The sequence below is a fragment of the Xenorhabdus khoisanae genome, from assembly GCF_001037465.1.
Lineage (GTDB): Bacteria > Pseudomonadota > Gammaproteobacteria > Enterobacterales > Enterobacteriaceae > Xenorhabdus > Xenorhabdus khoisanae.
This window is the reverse complement of sequence record NZ_LFCV01000067.1, coordinates 34,564-57,596: the sequence shown is the minus strand read 5'-3', so window position 1 is coordinate 57,596 and position 23,033 is coordinate 34,564. Positions and strand designations below refer to the sequence as shown.

Here is a 23,033-nt window from a genome sequence, read left to right as displayed (position 1 = left end):
TAAAGTAACCAGTTATGGTTATTAAATAGTTAGTCCTTTAACATCTTCATCGTGTCGCAATGTCACATAAATCACACTTAATTCATTAGACTGATTTATTAGACTCGCGAGCAGGAGTTAAGTAATGTCTATGTCATGCAATCGTATTAACAACGAAAATCAACTTTCGTTTGAGAATTGTTCTTCCTCCCCCTCTCACCAATTTCCCCTCAGCTCCCCCCAGCAAGTCGTCTGGCTTGACCAGATCCTTCGCCCTGACAGCACCTGCTACAATCTTGGTTCAGTTATTCTCATTGAGGGAGAGCTGGATGAAGCGCTGTTAGTGCGCGCCTTTGAGACCGTTGTTGATCGTCATGATGGATTGCGCTTACGACTCGTTAATACCCAGGAACTACCACTGCAAGAACTGACAGACGTTTTGCCCGTGTCCGTGACAATTCATGATTTTTCTGGTCAGGACAATCCGGAAGAACTTGCCGGGCAACACATTCGGGCAGCCCTAATACGTCCGTTCGATTTGAATCGCGAACTATGGCGCTTTGAGCTGCTGCGGGTGAGTGATAACCGCTGGTACTGGCAGTTCAGTTGCCATCATCTCGTTGCTGATGGGATAACGTTAGGACTTATCCCCGAAGAGATAGCCAACACTTATAGCCTCTTAGCCAAAGGTGAGGAACTTACCGAAGCGGCTCCTTCTTATCTCGGCTTTATTGATGAGGACATCGCTTACCTGAACTCACAACGCTATAGACAGGATCGGCAGTTTTGGCTGGAACGCTATAAAAATTTACCGCCCGCATTAATTCAACCATCAAATTCAAACAAAATAACAGAACACGAACACCCTGAGCCTTTAATTTGGCAACTGGACAAAGCGATTTATCAGCGAATCGAAGATATGGTGGCCGCACAAGGATTATCTGTCCTGCATTTTATGTATGCCGTTCTGGCTTGTTACTTCTCCCGCACTAGCCATGTTGAGGAAATTGTTCTTGGCATCCCCGTGCACAATCGTAAAAACGTCAAACAAAGACGCATGGTAGGGATGTTTTCATCCGTTATTCCCGTCGGTATTACCGTTACACCACATGATACTTTCCTCGATGTGATGAGCAAAACCGCAGCAGAATTGCGTCGTTGCTATAAACGTCAGCGTTTGCCAATTGCCGAGCTGAACCGACACATACAGGCCCAACAGAAGACAGGGCAAACTCAATTATTCGATATCATGCTGTCATTTGAGCAGATCGAAGTGAATGCCAGTATGCCAAACGCCACTCTCGAATACTCAAAAATACAACGTGGTGCCCCATTCCCTCTCGTCGTTGCAATCCATCAATACGCCTTCGCCAACAGTAAGGATGCCCATAAACCTTACACACTTGAGTTTGATTATTCACCCGATTATCTGAGCCGTGCCGAAGCCATCGCGCTCCAATCCCGCCTGATGACACTGATAGAAGGTGCCCTTACGTCTCCGGAGACTCAGGTCCACAACCTACCGATATTACCACTGGCAGAACACCAACAATTGTTGGTGGATTTCAATGCTACGCAGGCGGATTACCCGCAAAATGCTTTAGTTCATCCACTGTTTGAAACGCAGGCTGCACAACAACCTGATGCCACAGCCGTGATGTTTGCAGAACAAACACTCAGCTATGGCGAACTCAATCGCCGCGCCAACCGTTTAGCGCATCATTTGATTGCGCTGGGTGTTCGCCCGGATGAACGGGTGGCGATTTGTGTTGAACGCAGTCTGGAGATGGTGGTGGGGTTACTCGCTATTCTCAAGGCCGGTGGTGCTTATGTTCCGCTCGACCCCGCCTATCCGGCCGAACGGCTGGCGTATATGCTCAGGGATTCGGCTCCGGTAGTGTTACTCACCCAGACGGCCCTTGCCGAAACCCTGAACGGCGTCGTACCGACTGCCGGATACACTACCGTGCTACTTGATGCCCAGCCATCCTATCTGGCTGAACAACCGACTCATAACCCGGATACTCAAGCTCTGGGGCTGGCCTCACACCACTTGGCCTATGTGATCTATACGTCAGGTTCGACCGGATTACCCAAAGGGGTAGAAATGCCGCTTGCAGCATTATCAAACTTGCTGCATTGGCACCGTCACTCCCCTTCAACTCCCGCCGGCACAGGTAAAACCCTGCAATTTGCTGCGCTGGGATTTGATGTTGCTTTTCAGGAAATTTTTACCACCCTGTGTGAAGGCGGCTGTCTGGTTTTGATTAATGAAGCCATGCGTCGGGAGCCTCAACAGTTCCTACGGCTGATCCAGCAAAAACAGGTTAATCGTATTTTTCTTCCCTACATTGCCCTCCAGCACCTTGCGGAAGCCGCCAGCGGCAGTGAAGACGATTTTGCTTATCTGGCTCATATTATTACTGCCGGTGAGCAATTACGCATTACACCCGCCATTCAGCGTTTCCTGCAACGGGCGGGTAACTGCCAGTTACACAATCACTATGGCCCGACAGAAAGCCATGTCGTAACGTCATATACCTTGGGCAAAGAAATTGAACAGTGGTCAACGCTTCCTCCCATCGGTCGCCCGATAGCGAATACTCAAATTTATATTCTTGACGAATATGGTCAGCCAGTGCCCCTTGGCATAACAGGAGAAATCCATATCGCGGGTGCGGGGGTTGCCCGTGGTTATTTGAACCGTCCCGAACTCACTGCCGAACGTTTCCTTGCTGATCCGTTTTCCGCCGATCCGAATGCCCGCATGTACAAAACCGGCGACCTCGGCCGCTGGCTGTCTGATGGCAATATTGAATACCTCGGCCGCAATGATTTTCAGGTCAAGCTACGTGGCTTCCGTATTGAACTGGGTGAAATCGAAGCGCAACTGATGCGGTGTCATGGGGTACGTGAAGCAATAGTTATCGCCCGTGAAGATACTTCTTATGCAAGAAACGGAAATTATGCAAAAAACGGGAATTATGAAAAAACCGGAGGCCAGAAGCGGCTGGTCGCTTATCTGCGTCCACAGGAGGGGGTTGAACTGGTTCCGGCTGAACTGCGTCAGCAACTCGCCGAACATCTGGCTGAATATATGCTGCCCAGTGCTTTTGTTACGTTAGTGACTTTCCCGTTAACGCCTAACGGCAAACTTGACCGTAAGGCACTGCCTGCTCCGGACTCATCTGCCGTGGTGACGCGCGGTTATGCAGTACCGGTCGGTGAAATGGAAATCGCTTTGGCGCAAATCTGGCAAGACTTGCTGGGATTGGAGCGAGTGGGCCGTCATGACCATTTCTTTGAACTGGGCGGTCATTCCCTGCTGGCTGTCCAGCTCGTAGCTCGCATACGTCAGACGCTGGCTCGGGAGTTGCCGCTACAACAGCTCTTTGCCCAGCCTGTTCTGATGGCGTTGGCGCATACCATTACCGAGGCGGCCACAACCACTCAGGCCATGATTGCCGTGGCTGACCGCAGCCAGCCATTGCCTTTATCTTTTGCCCAACAGCGTTTGTGGTTCCTGAGTCAGCTCGATCCGGCGGCAAGTCTGGCTTACCATATTCCCGTGGCATTGCGTCTGACTGGTGAACTTAACTCCCACGCCCTGACGACCGCACTGGAACGTCTGGTTGCCCGCCACGAGAGCTTACGGACTCGTTTTGTTCTGGTGGAAGGTCAACCCTGCCAACACATCGATCCCGCTGATATTGGTTTTGCCCTGTCCAGCCATGACCTGCGTCAGCTCGATCCGGCTCTGCACATCAGCCATATCACTAAACTCACTGACCTTGAGGCGCAAACCCCTTTCGGTTTTACTCAGGGTCCGCTTATTCGTGGTCAATTGTTGCAATTGACCGACGAAGAACATGTGTTATTGCTCACCCTGCATCACATTATTACTGATGGCTGGTCTATTGGTGTATTAGTACGCGAACTTGATGTTCTCTATCACGCTGTCCTCAATGGCTATGACGCTCCCTTGCCACCTTTGCCGATTCAATATGTCGATTATGCTGTCTGGCAGCGTGAATGGTTGCAGGGAAACAACCTTACAGAACAACGGGATTTCTGGTATACACAACTCGAAAATGCACCAGCCCTATTGTCACTTCCCACTGATCGGCCACGCCCGGCAGTACAAACTTATGTTGGCAGTCAGGTGCCCTTCCATCTTGATGCCAGTGTACTGACATCGCTGAAATCGCTTGGGCAACGTCATAACACCACCTTATTTATGACGGTACTGGCAGCCTGGAGTATTGTCCTTGCCCGACTCAGTGGTCAGGATGATATTGTGATTGGTACGCCGGTCGCCAATCGCCCACACCGTGAGCTTGAGGGCTTAATGGGCTTTTTTGTCAATACGCTGGCTTTGCGTGTCAGACTCAATGATGACCTCAGCGTTGCTGACCTGCTTACCCAAGTCCGGGAGCTGGCACTCGCCGCCTATGCCCATCAGGATTTGCCCTTCGAGCAAGTGGTAGAGGCGTTACAGCCTGAACGCAGTCTCAGCTACAGCCCCATTTTTCAGGTGATGCTGGCCTTGGACAATACGCCGGTTCAAGAGCAGACTTCACCCGGCTTACAGATCTCTCGCATTGAACAGGTAAGTCATAGCGCACACTTTGATTTGATGTTGTTGTTAACTGAAACCGACACCGGCTTGATTGGCGGATTGGAATATGCGTCTGATCTGTTCGATTCCACCACCGTTGAGCGTATGGTCGGCTATTTACAACGAGTGTTGACAGCAATGGCAACCGATACAACCCAAGCCATTGCGCGTTTACCGATGTTGTCAAAATCGGAGCGGCAACAATTGTTGGTGGATTTCAACGCCACCCACGCCGATTTCCCGCAAGATGCCCTGATCCACCAGCTATTTGAAGCTCAGGCGGCTCAATGCCCTACTGCAACAGCCGTTGTATGTGAAAACCAAACGCTCAGTTATGACGAATTAAACCGTCACGCCAATCGTCTGGCCCATCATCTGATTGCATTGGGGGTACGCCCGGATGATCGGGTAACCATTTGTATCGAGCGCCGTCTCGAAATGATGGTGGGTTTGCTCGCCATCCTCAAAGCTGGCGGGGCTTATGTGCCGCTAGATCCGGCCTATCCCACCGAACGGCTGGTGTATATGCTGGAAGATTCAGCACCGATAGTAATACTGACCCAAACGGCACTTGCCAACAAGCTGACCAGCCCTGTACCCAAAGTTCTGCTCGATAATATACTCGACACCCGAACACCATTCCTGTCAGAACAGCCAGACCACAATCCCGATATGCAGGTTCTGGGGCTGACTTCACGCCATTTGGCGTATGTCATTTACACATCAGGCTCTACCGGTCTGCCCAAAGGCGTGGCTATCGAACACCGCAATACCGTGAATTTCCTGACGTGGGCACAACACATGTTCAGTCCGGCGGAATTGGCACACACGTTGTTTGCCACTTCGCTGAATTTTGATTTGGCTGTGTACGAATGTTTTGCTCCTTTGCTCTCTGGCGGTACGGTGCACCTTGTCCCTGATGTGTTGTCGCTGGTTAACACAGAATCAGCCATCACAAAACAGGCCATCAGCCTGATTAACACCGTGCCATCGGCTATCGCAAGACTGATTGAAGTCAATGCGGTGCCCATGAGTGTCCTAACCGTCAATTTAGCCGGTGAAGCCCTGAAACCACACGTTGTTGAACACTTATTTGCCCACACCAATGTCCAGAATGTATGCAATTTGTACGGCCCTTCTGAAACGACAACCTATTCAACGTGGACACGAATGCAGCGTGCAACGGGATTTGACAGCCATATCGGCCGTCCGATTGCCAATACCCGGATTTATCTCCTTGATGCGTATGGTCAACCAGTGCCACTTGGCGTTGTCGGTGAAATTCATATTGCCGGCGTGGGGGTTGCCCGCGGTTATCTGAATCGCCCTGAGTTGACCACCGAACGCTTCCTTTCCGATCCGTTCTCTTCAGATCCCGATGCCCGTATGTACAAAACCGGTGACCTCGGCCGCTGGTTGTCTGATGGCAATATCGAATACCTTGGTCGCAATGACTTTCAGGTCAAAATACGCGGCTTCCGTATTGAGTTGGGTGAAATCGAAGTGCAACTGATGCAGTGTCACGGTGTACGCGAAGCGGTGGTTATCTCCCGTGAAGATGAGTCCGGACAGCAGCGATTAGTCGCCTATTTACGTCCACAGGAGGGTGTTGAGTTACTTCCCAACGAACTGCGCCAACAACTAGCCCAACACCTTGCTGAGTATATGTTGCCCAGTGCCTTTGTGACGTTAGCGGCTTTCCCGTTAACACCTAACGGTAAACTTGATCGTCAGGCGCTTCCTGCTCCGGATGCCTTCGCTGTTATCGCCCGCGGCTATGAAGCCCCGATCGGAGAGGCGGAAACTGCGCTGACGCAAATCTGGCAAGATCTGTTGGGATTAGAGCAAGTCGGCCGTCATGACCATTTCTTTGAACTGGGCGGCCATTCACTGATGATTGTCAGCCTGATTGAACGATTGTACAGCCTCGGCTGGCAACTTGACGTCCGCAGTGTGTTTTCTGCTCCCGTACTGTCTGCAATGGCACAGGCGATTCAGGGCGATTTTGATACCTTCTTTGTGCCGCCTAACCGTATTACTGACGGTTGCACCGCCATTACACCTGATATGCTGCCTTTGGTATCACTCTCCCAGACTGAGATTGATGCGATCGTCGCAGCAACCCCCGGCGGGGCCGGCAATATACAGGATATCTATCCTCTGGCACCACTACAGGAAGGTATTCTGTTCCATCACCTGTTACAAACGCAAGGCGATACCTACCTGTTACATTGCATGCTCGCCTTTGATACCCGCAGCGACCTTGATGCTTTCCTGTCCGGCCTGCAACAAGTCATTGACCGCCACGATATCCTGCGTACCGCCGCCTGCTGGCAAGGATTGGTAAAACCGGTTCAGGTAGTTTGGCGTCAGGCATCGCTGCATGTCAATGTGTTCACGCCAGCGACGGCGGATGACGTGCCATCTCAGTTACAGGCCCATGCTAACCCACGTGAAAGCCGTCTCGACCTCAGCCGGGCACCGCTGTTTGCCGCAGATATTGCCCATGATCCCGCGCAGGACAGATGGCTGCTGGCCCTGCGCTTCCATCATCTGGTCAGCGACCATATGACTCTGGAGCTGATTTTCGCTGAGATTGCCCAGATACAACAAGGGCAAACCGAAGCACTGCCTGCGGCGCTTCCTTACCGTAACTTTATTGCCCAGACGCTGAATGTGCCGACAGATGTTCATGAAGCGTATTTCCGTACACAGCTTGCTGATATCGACACACCGACAGCGCCCTTCGGTGTACTTTCAGTGCAGGATGATTCAGTGCAGGATGATTTAGTACAGGATGATTTAGTACAGGATAATAGTGAGCCTATCGTTGAAGCGCATCTCTCGCTCGATTCTGCTCTTGCAGAAGCGATCCGCGCTCAGGCCCGCCGTCTGGGCGTCAGCCCCAGCGTATTATTCCATGTCGCCTGGGCGCAAGTGCTGGCACAAACCAGCGGTTGCAACGAGGTTGTTTTCGGTTCTGTGCTGTCAGGCCGTCTACAGGGCGGTGCGGGCGCGTCCCGAACACTGGGGATGTTTATCAATACGCTGCCGGTACGGGTTTCTCTCACCGGTCATCGTGTGCAGGATGTGATACAGGCCACCTATCACAATTTAACGGCCCTACTGGAACACGAGCAGGCACCACTGGCGCTGGCACAGCGTTGCAGCGCCGTAGTGCAGCCAATTCCACTGTTCAGTGCGTTACTCAATTACCGTCACACTCAACTTAATGAGACGGACGTTATTGAGATGCCCCAGATAGGTATGCGTATTATCGCTATTGAAGAACGGACTAACTATCCCGTCACGTTGACAGTAGATGATACGAACTTCGGTTTCCGCCTCACAGCGCAAACAGTAACCCGTATTGATCCAACACGCATTACCGCTTATCTGATGACCGCTGTTCGTGGTCTGGTTGATGCTTTGGCTCACCATCCACAACAGTTGATTCAAACGCTATCAATCCTGCCAGCTACAGAGCAGCAGCAATTATTGGTGGACTTTAATGCCACTCAGGTGGATTTCCCACAAAATGCCTTGATCCACCAACTGTTCGAAACCCAAGTGCAACATCATCCCGATGCGATTGCCGTCGTGTTTGGCGGCGAGTCATTAAGCTATGACGAACTGAACCGTCGTGCTAACCGTCTGGCCCATCATTTAATTACACTGGGCGTACGTCCTGACGATCGGGTGGCGATCTGTGTCGAACGTAGTCCGCAACTTATTGTGGGTTTGCTCGCCATCCTTAAGGCGGGTGGGGCCTATCTGCCGCTTGATCCGACTTATCCGTCCGAACGATTGGTGTATATGCTTGAGGATGCAGAGCCAGTAGCCTTGCTGACTCAAACACCCCATGTGGACAAACTGAACAACCACATCCCTGCTGTGTTGCTTGATGCACAAGAATCGTTTCTGGCAACCCAACCGACGCATAATCCGGATATTCAGGCGCTGAATCTGACATCACGCCATTTGGCTTACGTGATTTACACGTCAGGTTCTACCGGATTGCCTAAAGGCGTAATGGTCGAGCACCGCAATGTGCTTCGCCTCATCATCAACAGTGGTTTTGCTGATATTGGCCCTGATGATTGCGTTGCCCATTGTGCCAATATTGCTTTTGACGCATCAACGTGGGAAATCTGGTCTGCCCTGCTCAATGGTGGGCGTCTGCATGTCGTTGCACAATCCGTACTGCTTGATCCGGTGCGTTTCTGCGATTCCCTGATCAAGGGACAAGTCACTGCGCTCTGGTTAACGGCTGGCTTATTCAATGAGTACCTTGATGCACTCAAATCCCTGTTTGGGCAATTGCGTTATCTGCTTGTCGGCGGTGATGTACTCGATCCCAAAAAGATACAGCATGTTCAATTGGCTGGATCGCAGCCCGCCTGTTTGATTAATGGATATGGCCCAACGGAAACCACCACGTTTGCTGCAACCTATGCGATTACCTCACCTGTTGATGTGACTCGTTCTATTCCCATTGGCAGCCCGATTGCGAATACTCAGATCTATATCCTCGATCCCTACGGGCAACCGGTTCCTCTCGGTGCGGCCGGCGAAATCTATATTGCCGGAGCTGGCGTTGCCCGGGGTTATCTGAACCACCCCGAACTGACCGCAGAACGTTTCCTCGTCGATCCGTTCTCTTCAGAGCCGGATGCCCGTATGTACAAAACCGGTGACCTCGGGCGCTGGCTGTCCGATGGCAATATCGAATACCTCGGTCGCAACGATTTTCAGGTCAAACTGCGGGGTTTCCGGATTGAACCTGGCGAAATAGAGGCAAAACTTGAGCAATGTGATGGTGTGCGCGAAGCGGTCGTGATCGCCCGTGAAGATAAACGTCTGGTCGCCTATGTGCAACCGATGGATGGCGTCGAGTTAGTACCAGCCGAACTGCGTCAGCAGCTCGCCAGACATCTTGCGGAATATATGCTACCGAGCGCGTTTGTCACGCTTAAGACTTTCCCGCTGACCCCTAATGGCAAACTTGATCGTCAGGCACTCCCTGCCCCTGATTTATCGGCTGTGGTCGCACGCGGCTATGAAGCGCCTGTTGGTGAGACAGAGATTGCACTGGCCCGGATTTGGCAAAAATTACTGGGACTGGAACAGATTGGGCGCCATGACCATTTCTTTGAACTGGGTGGTCATTCACTGCTGGCTGTCCAACTCGTTGCGCATATACGTCAGGATCTGGCGCGAGAGTTGTCACTACAGCAACTCTTTGACCAACCGCTTCTGATGGATTTGGCTCAAACGCTGACTGACGCTTCAACAACCGCCCCGCTAACGATTACTGTGGCTGATCGAAATCAGCCACTACCGTTATCCTTCGCTCAACAGCGGTTATGGTTTCTGAGTCAACTCGATCAGGCAGCCAGTCTGGCCTATCATATTCCCGTGGCATTACGCCTCACGGGTCAGCTCAATCATCAGGCATTAAGCCTCGCACTCGATAATCTGGTTGCCCGACAGGAAATATTACGTACCCGCTTTGTGCTGGTTGCGGGTCAACCCTGCCAGCAAATCGATCCTGTTGATATTGGCTTTACCTTGTCTTACCAAGACCTGCGCCCATTAGCACCAGAAGAGCGTCATCACCGGATGACTGAGCTTGTCTTGCTTGAAACCCGGACGCCTTTTGACTTTATTCAAGGCCCGCTGATCCGGGGTTACTTGCTACAACTGGCAGACGAAGAGCATGCCTTATTGCTCACCCACCATCATATTATCTCTGATGGTTGGTCTATCAGTGTGCTGATGCGTGAGTTGAGCGCCCTCTATCGTGCTGCCCTTGAGGGTGAAAGCGATCCATTGCCGCCTCTGCCCATTCAATACGCCGACTATGCCGTCTGGCAGCGTCACTGGTTGCAAGAAACGCCCCTGACGACACAACGCGATTTCTGGCGTACCCAGCTTGAAGAGGCTCCGGCCTTACTGACACTGCCGACTGACCATCCGCGCCCGACAGTGCGATCCTTCGCCGGAGGCCGGGTTCCTGTCCATTTTGACAGGGATCTACTGGCATCACTGAAAGGATTCGGGCAACGCCATAACAGCACCCTGTTTATGACGGTGTTGACTGGCTGGAGTCTCGTCCTTGCCCGCCTCAGCGGTCAGGATGATATCGTCATCGGCACACCGGTCGCTAACCGGCCTCATCATGAACTTGAAGGGTTAATGGGTTTCTTCGTCAATACATTGGCCTTGCGTGTCACGCTGAATAATTCCATCAGTGTCGCTGACCTGCTTACCCAAGTTCGTGAACGGGCACTCGCTGCCTATGCTCATCAGGATCTGCCCTTTGAACAAGTGGTGGAAGCCCTACAGCCTGAGCGTAACCTAAGCTATAGCCCAATCTTTCAGGTCATGCTGGCCCTGAACAACACGCCATCTCAAGCGCTGGCGTTACCGGAACTCCAGTTCACTCCGATTGAACAGGCGCATTATAGTGCTCATTTTGATTTAACCCTGTCACTGACTGAAACTGAAACCGGTTTGGTGGGTGATCTGGTTTATGCGGCCGATTTGTTCGATTCCGCAGCCATTGAGCGCATGGTCGGTTACTTGAACAATGTGTTAGCCGCAATGGTGGCTGATGAAACACAATCCATTGCCACTTTGCCCATGTTACCCGCATCGGAGCGGCAACAACTGCTGGTGGATTTCAATACCACTCAGGCTGATTTCCCCCAAGACGCACTGATCCACCAACTGTTTGAAGCCCAAGTGCAACATCATCCCGATGCGATTGCCGTCGTATTCGAGGAGCAAACACTCAGCTATAACGAATTAAACTGCCGCGCCAATCGTCTGGCCCATTATTTGCTTACACTGGGTGTTCGCCCGGATGACCGCGTGGCGATGTGTGTCGAGCGCAGTCTGGAAATGGTGGTCGGCTTAATGGCTATCCTCAAAGCCGGGGGAGCTTATGTGCCGCTTGATCCGGCCTATCCCCCTGAGCGGTTGGCTTATATGCTTGAGGACGCGGCACCGAGAATGTTGCTGACACAAGAAACGCTGGCCGACAAACTGCCCGATTCAGTCCCTGTGTTACTGCTCGATACCCAAAGCCCACTACTGGTTTCACAGCCAGCCCACAATCCGGATACTCAAGCATTAGGGCTGACATCCCGCCATCTGGCTTATGTCATCTATACTTCCGGCTCCACAGGATTGCCTAAAGGGGTCATGGTTGAACATCGCAGCTTAAGTAACCTGATTACGACACAGCAAGATACCTTAGCGATCACACCAGACAGCCGTATCCTGCAATTTGCTTCAAACAGTTTCGATGCCAGTATCTGGGAATGCTGCATGGCACTTTTGGGTGGCGCTCGCCTCCATCTTGCCCGCCGTACTCATCTTTTACCCGGCCCTGCATTGCAGGAGGTGTTAGAAACGCAGGCCATTACACACACACTTCTGCCCCCAACGGCACTGGCAGCCATGGATGCCATACCTGAAACGCTGGAAACGCTGCTCGTGGGTGGTGAAGCCTGCCCAGCTTCACAGGTTCAACGCTGGTCAGAAGGACGGCGTATGCTGAACGCTTATGGCCCTACTGAAATCACAGTTTGTGCGGCGATGTATCTGTGTGACAGTCAGGAACAAAGCGCGCCGCCTATTGGTCGCCCGATTGCCAACACGCAAATTTATCTCCTTGATCCTCAAGGTCAGCCTGTTCCTGTCGGAGTAACCGGCGAAATCTATATCGCTGGCGCGGGTGTTGCCCGTGGCTATCTGAACCGCCCCGAACTGACTGCGGAACGTTTCCTCACTGATCCGTTCTCTTCAGAACCTGATGCCCGTATGTACAAAACCGGTGACCTTGGCCGTTGGCGTGCTGATGGTAATGTTGAATACCTCGGACGCAATGATTTTCAGGTCAAATTGCGTGGCTTCCGAATTGAACTTGGCGAAATTGAAGCCAAACTGGTGCAATGCCAAGACGTGCGTGAAGCTATTGTCCTTATTCGCGAAGATGAGCCGAACCAAAAACGTTTGGTCGCTTATTTGTGTTCCCAGACCGGCGTTAAACTGGTTCCGGTTGAACTACGCCAGCAACTTTCCCTGCATCTTGCGGAGTATATGCTGCCCAGCGCGTTTGTCACACTTGAGGCTTTTCCGCTGACCCCTAATGGCAAACTTGATCGTCGGGCGCTTCCTGCGCCTGATGCGTCCGCTTTTGTCGCAAGTCACTATGAATCGCCAATCGGTGAAGCAGAAATCGCTCTTGCTCAGATCTGGCAAAATCTATTAGGACTGAAACACGTCAGTCGCCACGACCATTTCTTTGAACTGGGCGGGCATTCGCTGATGATCGTCAGTCTCATCGAAGAATTGCGCGGTAGCGGCCGGCAACTTGACGTCCGCAGTGTGTTCGCTGCGCCGGTGCTTGCTGATATGGCAAAAGCGGCTCAGCGTGATGCCAACACTTTTGTTGTACCGCCTAACCCAATCCCTGATAACTGTACCGCTATCACGCCCGATATGTTGCCACTGGTTTCTCTGTCCCAGTCTGAGATTGACGCCATCATCAATAATACTCCTGATGGGGCGGGTAATGTTCAGGATATCTATCCGCTGGCTCCGTTGCAGGAAGGTATTTTGTTCCATCACCTGTTACAGACACAAGGTGATGACTATCTGTTACAAGTCTTACTTGCCTTTCATACCCGCGAACGCCTTGATGCTTTTCTGGGTGCTTTGCAACAAGTTATCGACCGCTATGATATCCTGCGCACCGCAGTCTGCTGGCAGGATCTGGCAAAACCTGTTCAGGTGGTTTGGCGTCAGGCACTTTTGCCCATCAATGTGTTCACCCCGACGACGGGGGATGATGTTACCACCCAGTTACGGGCTCACACTGATCCGCGCCGGCATCGTATCGATCTGACTCAAGCCCCCTTGTTCGCGGCTGATATTGCTCACGATTCGGCCCAACATGAGTGGCTGCTGGCCCTGCGTTTTCATCATGTCGTCAGCGACCATATGACGCTGGAACTTATCTTCGCGGAAATTGACCAGATTCTACAGGGAAATACTGAGGCATTGCCTGTTGCCGTGCCCTATCGCAACTTTATCGCCCAGACCCTGAGTGTCCCGGTTTCAGTACATGAAGCTTACTTCCGCGAACAACTCGCCGATATCGACGAACCAACGGCTCCGTTTGGTGTTCTCACCATGCCAAAAGCTATTTCAAAGCACAGGGAGTTACCCGAAGACAGTGAAACCGTAGCAAAAGCCACGCTTTCACTCAGTCCCGATCTGGCAGAAGCCGTCCGCATTCAGGCACGCCGTCTGGGCGTCAGCCCCAGCGTATTATTCCATGTCGCCTGGGCTCAGGTACTGGCAAAAACCAGCGGTCGTGATGATGTCGTCTTCGGCTCCGTACTTTTGGGCCGCCTGCAAGGTGTCGCGGGAGCTAATCAAACACTGGGGATGTTCATCAATACCCTGCCTGTGCGAATTTCCCTGAGCGGACGCAATGTGCAGGAAATTGTGCAGGATGCCTATCGCAACTTGACAACATTGCTGGAACATGAGCAGGCACCACTGGCATTGGCACAACGTTGCAGTGGCGTGGCACAACCGATGCCGCTGTTCAGTGCGTTGCTGAATTACCGCCATAGTCAAACCGGTCAGGGAGATGAAACTGACACAATATGGGCAGATATGCGCGTGATCACGGCCAAAGAGCGGACTAATTATCCCATTACTCTGTCAGTGGATGATTTAGGCAACGGTTTCCAACTCACTGCGCTGACCATCACTGAAATCTCGCCGGATCAAGTCACCACCTATCTGGCGACTGCGATCAAAGGCTTGGTCGGTGCTTTAGTTCACAATCCGCAACAATTAATTTTGGATGTGCCGGTTTTACCGGAAGCCGAACGGCAACAACTGCTGGCGGACTTCAACACAACTCAGGCAGATTTTCCACAGGATGCGCTGATCCACCAGCGGTTTGAGGCTCAGGTATTACAACGCCCCAATGCTACCGCTGTGATTTACGAAGGCCAGACACTGAGCTATGACGAGCTGAACCAACGCGCTAATCGTCTGGCTCATTATTTGATTACGCTGGGCGTACGTCCTGATGATCGCGTAGCAATCTGTATCGAACGCAGTCTGGAAATGGTAATTGGCTTACTGGCTATTCTCAAGGCAGGGGGAGCTTATCTCCCTCTCGATCCGACCTATCCGGTTGAACGACTGGCTTATATGCTCAGGGATGCAACCCCTGTGGCTTTACTGACCCAAACTAAGTGGATTGATAAGCTTACCCGCGCGTTACCTACGATCTTACTTGATACTTTACTGAACGATGATGTCATGGGTGATGAACTCAATGCTCAGGCGCCGTTCCTGATGACACAACCGACTGACAATCCGGATGTTCAGGTTCGCGGCCTGACATCACGTCATCTGGCCTGTGTGATTTACACGTCGGGTTCAACCGGTCAGCCAAAAGGCGTGATGATCGAGCACCGCAGTGTCCTTCGTCTGATTATCAATAATCGCTTTGCTGATATCGGGCCTGATGACTGCATTGCCCATTGTGCCAATATTTCATTTGATGCCGCGACCTGGGAAGTGTGGTCTGCTCTGGCTCATGGGGCGCGGGTTCTGTTGATTCCGGAAAAAACCCTGCTGCAACCCGCCCGGTTTGGTCAGTGCCTGATATCGGAAAAAGTCAGTGCGCTATTCCTCACCACAACACTGTTTAACCAATATGCGGATTTGATTGCGCCATCATTATCTGGCTTACGTTATGTGCTTTTCGGTGGTGAACAAACTAATACCCATTCAGCCATTCGCCTCAAAGCTGAACATCCGCCACAACATTTACTGAATGTCTACGGGCCAACGGAGACAACCACGTTTGCCACCACCTATGAGATACCTCTCATAGAAGATAAATGGGACGAAGGTGAAATTAAAATCCCTATCGGTCAACCGATCTCTAATACCCGGATCTATATTCTGGACAGGCAAGGCCAACCTGCGCCTCTTGGGGTTGCCGGCGAAATCTATATCGCGGGTGTCGGCGTTGCCCGTGGCTATCTGAATCGCCCTGAACTGACTGCCGAGCGCTTCCTTGCCGATCCGTTCTCCTCCGATCACGATGCCCGCATGTATAAAACCGGTGACCTCGGTCGTTGGCTTTCCGATGGCAATGTTGAATACCTCGGCCGCAATGATTTTCAGGTCAAACTGCGTGGTTTTCGTATTGAACTGGGTGAAATCGAGGCAAGACTCAGACAATGCCACGGTGTGCGTGAAGCAGTGGTACTGATTCGCGAAGATGAGCCGAACCAAAAACGTTTGGTCGCTTATTTGTGTTCCCAGACCGGCGTTAAACTGGTTCCGGCTGAACTGCGCCAGCAACTCGCCCGGCATCTTGCCGAATATATGTTGCCCAGTGCCTTTATCATGCTTGATGCTTTCCCGCTGACCCCTAATGGCAAACTTGATCGGCGGGCACTCCCTGCCCCTGATTTATCGGCTGTGGTCACACGTGGCTACGAGGTTCCTGTTGGCGAGACAGAAATTGCACTGGCCCGGATTTGGCAAGATTTGCTGGGACTGGAACGCGTTGGTCGCTATGACCATTTCTTTGAACTGGGCGGGCATTCGCTGCTGGCTGTCCAGCTCGCGGCGCGTGTACGTCAGGTGTTGGCACGAGAGTTACCGTTACAACAACTTTTTGATCAACCACTTCTGACCGATTTGGCCCGAGTGCTTACCGCTACTTCGATAACAAATCAGGCCGCAATCCCGGTGGCTGACCGTAATCAGCCACTGCCATTGTCTTCCGCCCAGCAACGCTTGTGGTTCCTCGGTCAACTCGATCCGGCAGCCAGCCTGGCTTATCATATCCCCGTGGCATTGCGTCTTACCGGTCAACTTAATCGCCATGCGTTGACCCGTGCACTCGACAATTTGGTTGCCCGACAGGAAATTCTACGCACCCGCTTTGTACTGGTTGCAGGCCAACCTTGTCAGCAAATTGATCCTGCGGATATTGGCTTTGCTTTGTCTTACCAAGATCTACGTGCACTGGCATCAGATGCACACATTAACCGTATTACTGAACTTGCGTCCCTCGAAACCCAGACGCCTTTTGACTTTACCCAAGGCCCGCTGATCCGGGGTCATTTGCTGCAACTGGCGGATGAAGAGCATGTATTACTGATCACCCAGCATCATATTATTTCTGACGGCTGGTCCATCGGTGTGCTGATGCATGAAATGGGAGTTCTCTACCGTGCTGCCCTTAATGGACAAGATGTGCCATTACCTCCACTGCCCATTCAGTATGCGGACTATGCCGTATGGCAACGTGACGGGCTGCAAGAAGCTGCCCTTACAGCACAACGTGATTTCTGGTGTACCCAGCTCAAAGGTGCACCGGCCTTGCTGGCACTCCCGACCGAGCGCCCTCGCCCGGCGGGGCAATCCTTCATCGGCGGCCGGGTTCCTGTTCATTTCGATGCTGACTTATTGGCTTCGCTGAAAGGGCTGGGACAGCGCCATAACAGCACTTTGTTTATGGTTGTGCTGACAGCGTGGAGTATCGTACTCGCCCGGCTCAGTGGTCAGGATGATATCGTTATTGGTACACCCGTTGCTAACCGTCAGCGCCAAGAACTTGAAGGAATGATCGGTTTCTTCGTCAATACTCTCGCTCTGCGCGTCACGCTGAATGATTCCTCCCGTGTTGCCGATTTGCTCACACAGGTCCGGGAACAGGCATTTGCCGCCTATGCCCATCAGGATCTGCCCTTTGAGCAAGTCGTGGAAGCCCTACAACCTGAACGCAGTCTCAGTTACAGCCCGATCTTTCAGGTGATGTTAGCCTTCAACAACACACCGGCCCAAGATTTGGCGTTACCCGGCTTACAACTCACCCCTATTGAACAAGTGCACCAGAGTGCTCACTTCGATTTAACGTTGTCATTAACTGAAACCGACACGGGTCTGGAAGGTGAACTGGCCTATGCCACTGACCTGTTTGACTCTGCAACCATTGAGCGCATGGTGGGTTATTTGGCAAATGTACTGACAGCAATGGCGGCTGATGAGACGCAAATCATTGCTACTCTGCCGATGCTGCCCCTATCAGAGCAACAACAATTACTGGAAGGGTTCAATGCTCATCAGGTTGATTTTCCGCAAGACACGCTGATCCACCAACGGGTTGAAGCTCAGGCAGCGCACCGCCCTGATGCCGTTGCCGTCGTATTTGAGGAACAGACTCTCAGTTATGGCGAGCTAAACTGCCGGGCCAATCGTCTGGCTCATCATCTGATTGCGCTGGGCGTGCGTCCTGATGATCGGGTCGCGATCTGTGTCGAACGCAGTCTGGAAATGGTGATTGGCTTACTTGCTATCCTCAAAACCGGTGGGGCTTATGTTCCGCTTGATCCGGCCTATCCTGCCGATCGGCTGGCCTATATGCTTGAGGATTCGGCACCGGTGGTAATACTGACTCAGGCAACGTTAACCGACAAACTCACCAGCGCCTTGCCTACGGTTTTACTTGATGATCAGGCATCGTTCCTGACAACACAGCGAACCGATAACCCAGACCCTCAAACACTGGGGCTGACATCACGGCATTTGGCCTATGTCATTTATACGTCGGGGTCGACCGGAAAACCCAAAGGTGTCATGGTCGGGCACGCCAATGTCATTCGCCTGTTAGCCGCCACACAGGATCGCTTCCGGTTTGATGACAACGATGTATGGACGCTGTTCCACTCCTTTGCTTTTGATTTCTCAGTATGGGAATTGTGGGGAGCCTTGTCTTACGGTGGTCGGTTGGTTGTTATTTCCGCCGATTGCGCCCGCTCACCACAAATGTTCTATTCACTGCTGTGTCGTGAACGGGTCACTGTCCTGAATCAAACACCCAGTGCTTTCCGGCAGTTGATTGCGGCTCAGGATGCTACCCCGCATTCTCTGCGCTGTATCATATTCGGAGGGGAAGCATTAGAACTGCATACGCTTGCCCTGTGGGTTGCCCACAATCCTACCCGGCAAACTCGTCTGGTGAATATGTATGGCATCACCGAGATTACCGTGCATGCCACCTACCGTGAACTGACAGAATCCGATATCAACTCAGGGCGCGGTAGCCTGATTGGTCAGCCACTGTCCGATCTGCGGATATATATTCTCGACGCTTATGGTCAACCGGCTCCTCTGGGGGTGGCCGGTGAGATCTATATCGTCGGTGCAGGGGTTGCCCGTGGCTACCTGAACCGTCCGGAACTGACCGCAGAGCGTTTCCTTGCCGATCCGTTCTTACCGGCTTCAGATACCCGTATGTATAAAACGGGTGACTTAGGGCGTTGGCTGTCCGATGGCAATATCGAATACCTCGGCCGCAATGATTTTCAGGTCAAGCTACGCGGATTCCGTATTGAACTCGGCGAAATTGAGGCAAGGCTTGGGCAATGCTCCGGTGTGCGCGAAGCGGTGGTTCTGGCGCGCGAAGACGAACCCAATCAGAAACGTCTGGTTGCTTATCTGCTGCCTCAGACCGGTGTTTCACTGGTTCCCGCCGAATTACGTCAACAACTCACACAGCACCTTGCTGAGTACATGTTGCCCAGTGCTTTTGTGACGCTCGATGCTTTCCCTCTGACTCCGAATGGGAAACTTGACCGCCGCGCACTGCCTGCGCCTGATTCATCCGCTATGGTGGTACGCAGCTATGAAGCCCCGATTGGCGAAATGGAAACCGCTCTCGCCCGAATCTGGCAAACTCTCTTAGGGCTGGAGCGGGTCGGTCGGCATGATCACTTCTTCGAGCTCGGCGGGCATTCTCTGATGATTGTCAGCCTGATTGAAGAACTGAGAAACATCGGTTGGCAACTCGACGTTCGCAGCGTGTTTGTCGCTCCTGTTCTTGTCGATATGGCACGATCTGTCCAGCGGAATGTTGACCCCTTTGTTGTGCCACCTAATCGTATTCCTCAGGATTGCACGGCTATCACGCCGGATATGTTGCCTTTGGTTTCACTGTCTCAGACAGAGATCGATACCATCGTCGCGACGGTTCCCGGCGGCGCGGTCAATGTGCAGGATATCTATCCATTGTCACCATTGCAGGAAGGTATTCTGTTCCATCACCTGTTGCAGACACAAGGTGACAATTATCTGCTGCAAAGCTTGCTCGCTTTTGATACCCGTGAACGCCTTGATACTTTTCTGACGGCCCTGCAACAAGTCATTGACCGCCATGATATCCTGCGCACCTCTGTTTACTGGCAAGAGCTGACACAACCCGTTCAGGTTGTCTGGCGTCAGGCACCGTTGGTGGTTAACGTTTTCAACCCAACTACAACTGATGATGTCGCTGCCCAACTAAGGACTCACACAGATCCACGTCGGCACCGTATCGATCTGAATCGCGCACCGCTGTTTATCGCAGATATCGCTCACGGCACTATTACTCACGGCACTATTACTCACGGCATAGCACAGGATGAATGGCTGCTGGCCCTGCGCTTCCATCATCTGGTCAGTGACCATATGACACTGGAGCTGATTTTTGCGGAAGTTGCGCTCATATTGCAAGGAAAATTGCAGGGAAAAATATTGCAGAGAAATACGGATATGCTGCCCGCTGTACTGCCCTATCGCAACTTTATCGCCCAGACGCTGAGCGTACCTGCCTCCGATCATGAAGCGTATTTCCGCGAGCAACTTGCTGATATCAGTGAGCCAACTGCGCCGTTTGGTGTGCTCAAAGTCCCTACTGACAGCGAGTGCGTTACGGAAGCGCGTCTCTCTATTACATCCGAACAGGCAGAAACCATACGTTCCCAAGCGCGCCGTTCAGGAGTCAGTCCAAGTGTTCTGTTCCATGTGGCATGGGCTCAGGTACTGGCACAAACCAGCGGCCGTAATGATGTCGTATTCGGTTCTGTATTATTGGGCCGGCTTCAGGGCGGAGCAGGGGCTGAACGCGTACTGGGAATGTTTATTAATACCCTGCCGATGCGGGTTTCCCTGAGCAACCGCACCGTTCAGGAAGTGGTGCAGGACACTTACCACAATTTGATGATGCTGTTGGAGCACGAACAGGCCCCATTGGTATTGGCACAACGTTGCAGCGGCGTGCCACAGTCTATGCCGCTGTTCAGTACGTTGCTGAATTACCGCCACAGCCAGACCAGCGAGGCTGAGGGAATTGATACAACCTGGGCAGGCATACGCGTTCTGGCCGCAGAAGAGAGAACCAACTATCCAATTACTCTGTCAGTAGATGATTTAGGTGTCAGTTTCCAACTGACTGCCCAAGCAGTGGCGGGTATCGAACCCGCCCGGGTTATCAATTATCTGGCTACGGCGATTGGCGGTTTGATTGATGCGCTGGCTCGTGACCCGCAACAGTTGATTCGAAATGTATCAATCCTGCCCGCCACAGAACAGCAACAATTACTGGTCGATTTCAATGCCACTCAGGTAGATCTGCCACACAATACCCTGATACATCAATTGTTCGAAGCTCACGCGGCGCATCATCCCGATGCCACTGCCATCGTATTTGAAGAGCAAACTCTCAGTTACGGTGAGCTGAACCGCAGAGCTAATCAGTTGGCCCACTATCTGATGACACTGGGTGTACAACCCGACGATCGGGTCGCGATATGTATCGAGCGTAGCCCGGAGCTGATCGTTGGTCTGCTCGCTATCCTCAAGGCCGGCGGCGCTTATGTTCCGCTTGATCCAAGCTATCCGACCGAACGGTTGGTTTATATGCTTGAAGATTCGGCTCCCGTCGTCTTGTTGACCCAAGCGACACAAGCCGACAAGTTACCCCGTTCTGAGTCTGTGATCTCTGTGCCTGTTTCTGTCCCTATCGTGGTACTCGACACGCAAGCAGCACTACTGGCGGAACAACCGACCTGTAACCCAGACGCACAGACATTGGGGCTGATGCCACACCATCTGGCATACGTGATTTATACCTCAGGCTCTACCGGTCTTCCCAAAGGCGTCATGATTGAGCATCGTAATGTCCTTCGCCTGATTATTGATAATGGCTTTACGGATATCAGGCCCGATGATTGCGTTGCTCATTGCGCCAATATTGCCTTCGACGCATCAACATGGGAAATTTGGTCTGCCCTGCTCAATGGCGCACGCCTGCATATCGTTTCCCAATCCGTCTTACTTGATCCGGTACGTTTCTGCGATTCACTGAATAAGGGGAAGGTCACTGCGCTCTGGTTGACCGCCGGTTTGTTCAACGAATATCACCACTATCTTGAGCCGGTATTTGGTCAATTGCGTTACCTGCTGGCGGGTGGAGATGTGCTTGATCCAAGAAAGATACGGGCTGTTCAGTTGGCTGAGTCACAACCAGCCGCCCTGATCAATGGATATGGCCCAACGGAAACGACAACCTTTGCCGCAACTTACGCGATTGCATCACCTGTCGATGTTGCCCGCTCTATTCCCATCGGCCGGCCAATTGCCAATACCCAAATCTATATTCTTGACGAATATGGACAACCCGTTCCCTTTGGTGTGACCGGAGAAATTCACATCGCCGGCATGGGAGTTGCCCGCGGTTACCTGAATCGTCCTGAACTGACCACGGAACGTTTCCTTAGCTGTCCGTTCTCCTCAGAGCCGGATGCGCGCATGTATAAAACCGGCGACCTCGGACGCTGGCTGCCCGATGGAAATATCGAATATCTCGGTCGCAACGATTTTCAGATCAAACTACGTGGTTTCCGCATCGAACCTGGCGAAATCGAGGCGCAGTTAATGCAGTGTCACGGTGTACGTGATGCGATTGTTCTTGCTCGTGAAATTGTTCTTGCCCGCGAAGATGAGCCAGATCAGAAACGTCTGGTCGCTTATTTACAGCCTCAGGAGGGTGTTGAGCTGGTTCCTGCCGATCTGCGCCAACAGCTCACGCAGCAGCTCGCCGACTATATGCTGCCCAGTGCCTTTGTGATGCTTGACACCTTCCCGTTGACACCGAATGGCAAGCTTGACCGGCAGGCGCTTCCTGCCCCGGATGCGTCTGCCGTGGTGACACATGACTATGAGCCGCCACAGGGAAGAATAGAAGCGGCCTTGGCACAGATTTGGCGGGACTTATTAGGACTCGCGCGTATTAGTCGCCACGACAATTTCTTTGAACTCGGTGGTCACTCGTTGATGGTGGTACGGCTGATAACACGCATAAAAAACCAATTTATGGTCAACATTCCTCTGACCTCGTTGTTCATTTCGCCCACATTGATGGAACAGGCCAACATCATCTTTTCGGCTCAACTGAACGAGGTAGGAGAAAACGAGATTGAATCAATGCAAAGCGATCTTGATTCAATGTCAGCAGAAGAACTAATGGCAATTTTAGGCGGGGACAATGAATAATGAC

At 52.2% G+C, this 23,033-nt stretch carries 1 protein-coding gene; it reads left to right on the top strand.

What is annotated here, in order from left to right; genetic code table 11:
- The first annotated feature begins 124 nt into the window (after positions 1-124).
- The gene (locus AB204_RS11190) at positions 125-23,029 is read left to right on the top strand and encodes a non-ribosomal peptide synthetase (RefSeq protein WP_053067894.1); all 22,905 of its coding nucleotides are present in this window, start codon (positions 125-127) and stop codon (positions 23,027-23,029) included.
- Positions 23,030-23,033 lie beyond the last annotated feature (4 nt).